Source organism: Flavobacterium rhamnosiphilum, from assembly GCF_004349195.1.
Lineage (GTDB): Bacteria > Bacteroidota > Bacteroidia > Flavobacteriales > Flavobacteriaceae > Flavobacterium > Flavobacterium rhamnosiphilum.
On sequence record NZ_SMLG01000028.1, the window covers coordinates 1 to 2,864 of the forward strand.

General features: G+C 31.3%; 2 protein-coding genes and 1 pseudogene. All 3 read left to right on the forward strand.

The window, feature by feature from the left end; translation table 11 throughout:
* Positions 1-223: OmpA family protein (locus E0I26_RS16335; RefSeq protein ID WP_131917509.1), on the forward strand; the 223-nt coding region annotated here is incomplete at its 5' end.
* A gap of 1,098 nt (positions 224-1,321) precedes the next feature.
* Positions 1,322-1,618, forward strand: coding sequence for a hypothetical protein (locus E0I26_RS16340; RefSeq protein WP_131917510.1), 297 nt, complete (start codon positions 1,322-1,324; stop codon positions 1,616-1,618).
* Between the two features lie 11 nt (positions 1,619-1,629).
* Positions 1,630-2,864, forward strand: a pseudogene (locus tag E0I26_RS16345) (hypothetical protein); the annotation flags it as partial.

Below are 2,864 nucleotides of genomic sequence, written 5' to 3' on the forward strand. Positions count from 1 at the left end.
CACTGATAGTCGTGGAACTTTCAAATACAACGAAGCATTATCCGATAGAAGAGCTAAATCTACTATAAAATGGTTAGTTAAAAACGGGGTTAACAAAAACAGATTAATCGGTAAAGGTTATGGCGAAAATCAACTCGTAAATAAATGTTCCGATGGAGTCGAATGTACCGAAGATGAACATCAACTCAACAGACGTAGCGAGTTCATAATCACTGAACTATAAATATCCTGCAATATAAAAGTAGTTAACTCAAACCTAAACCTCGGAAATAAAATTTTCGAGGTTTTTTTATTAAAACTATTTAAGTACAAATTCCAGTGGTATTGACCACCCAATTCCAATTTAAAGTTCACACCCAGAAGTATTTATTTTTTAGTCTAAAAAAAATCACATCTATAATTTTTTTTCTATTTTTATTAACTCCTTTTTAATAGTAATTCTTCTTTCTCTTAACTTTTCTTTAGAACAAATTTTAAATTACTAGGGTACAACTTACTTAAAACGAAACAAATGTTAAAATTTTAATATAAAAAATTACATTTCAACGAGTATTTAGGTCACTCGTAGAAAAAATAAATCAATAGTATTAATTCTTTGTAACTTTGATTGTATATATAAATAGCCTGTTAAATATTTTTTAAAACAGATAATTACCATACGAGGAAAAGCTTTTTTAACCCCAAAAAAGAAAGCTTTCTTCCCTGAAAAAATTTAGAAACACAGCTAAATTTTAAGAATTTAATTTTGGAATATAAATTTATAATTGATTCAAAAAAGTGTTAATTAAAATTATACAGATTAAACTTCATTTTAAATAGTTTAAAAAAAACTGACAATTACTATACAAGAAAAAGATTCTTTAACCCCAAAAAAGAAAACTTTCATTCTTGAAAAAATTTAGACCTACATCTAAATTTTAGATTTCTAATTTTGAAATAATAGATTTATTATTGATTCAAAAAAGTGTTAATTAAAATTTTACAGATTAAACTTCATTTTAAATAGTTTAAGAACAAAAACAGAAAATTACCATACGAGGAAAAGATTCTTTAACCCCAAAAAAGAAAGCTTTCATCCCTGAAAAAATTTAGAAACACACCTAAATTTTTAAAAATTATTTTAAAAGAATAGACTTCTAATTAATTCAAAATGTTTTACTAAAAATCGACAAAAAGGCTATTCTTCTTGGTTTTATTCAAATTTTCAAATAGAAACCACCACTTGTAATCTACAGTATTAGCTATTTCTAAACATTATAATTAAACAGAAAAATTAATACCACAAAATCAATCCATAAATAATAAATTAAAACTTGATTGTATGAAAACAGAAATTACCTTCCTTTTACTGACCTTCTTCATGTTGGTTAGTAATAAATATTCTCCATTTGATGCCCCAAAGTCTTGGACTGACTTAGTTCAAGCTATACTGTTGCAATCCAAAAAAATCATGCTTTTTGATCTATTAATCAACTTCCTGAAAAAACCTTCCGGAAGTATTGATTTTATTCCTTTGAACGTTGAAAATCGTGTAAAAGCACTTCGACCTTCAACTCCTACAACTACTCTCACATGTGAATTTTGCTATTTACAACCGTCTCACTTTCTAACGATTTAAAACAAATCAATATGAAATCAAATTTTACTTATTCGACAAAATTATTTACGCTTTTAGTCTTAAGTTTTTTTAGTTTAACAGCAGTTGCCCAAACTGCACCTGTTATTTTTCCATATAATGGTTTTGGTATTGATGGCGACCTTAAGGCAAATATCCCAACCTCAAATATAGGTGACTGGATACCTGGTACAGGTGGCTCTGGAGAGCATGTATTCAATCTTAATGGGACTGCCATAAATACAGCCACAACCTATAGGTTTCTAGATTTATTTGATACAACTAGTGATAATATCTTTACTGGTGGAGGAAAATACAACGATGACCCAACTACTCTATGGAATTGGACTACCAGTAAAGCTGGCGGGAAAGGGGATATAAATAATGTTTTAATTCATTTAGGAACTGGCCCAAATATAATTGACCCTACAAAAACTGACCAATGGTTAATTATTGCAAGTGATCGATTAGTTACAACTGGAACAAGTTATATCGATTTTGAATTTTTTCAAAATACATTAACGGCTAATGCAGGTGGTAGTTTTACTTTAGCTGGAGGAAGAACTGTTGGCGATATTTTGCTTGCGGTAGAATACTCAAATGGGGGTAGCATAGCAACTGTTAAATTTTATACTTGGAATGGCACTGACTATGCATTGGTTATCGATCCTTCCACCAATGCTTTTGGGAAGACTAACATCGGGATAGTGGATACTATGACTGGAGGAGCATTTGGCTCAAGTCAATATAGTACTTCTCAGTTTGTTGAAGCTGCAATAAATATAAGTGCCTTTTTCGCAGTAAACAATCCTTGCGCAGGAGCGGAATTTGGCTCTGTTTTAATAAAAACAAAATCTTCAGATTCTCCATCGGCATCATTAGATGATTTTGCAGGTCCATATCCTGTAAAATTAGTTTTAGGAACTGCAACTATTAGTTATGGTGATGGCAGCTTTTGTAAAAATGAGGGTTCTGTAGACGTAACCTTGAGCGGAGTGACAGGTGGAACATATTCTGCACCGGCAGGTCTAAGCATTAACCCAACGACTGGAGCCATTAATATTACTGATAGTACACCAGGCACTTACACAATAACTTATACATTTAGCACAGGAGGCTGTCCAAAAACTGTTACTACACCAATAACCATTAATACTCTACCTAATGTTACTATTGGATCCATTGTTAATGTAAATTGCAAAGGGGCTACCACTGGATCTGCAACGGCTTCCGCAACTGGCGGTACTGC

Excerpts from the sequence above, each read along its gene's own strand:
- E0I26_RS16340 (WP_131917510.1), top strand. The coding sequence starts at position 1,322 with ATGAAAACAGAAATTACCTTCCTTTTACTGACCTTCTTCATGTTGGTT.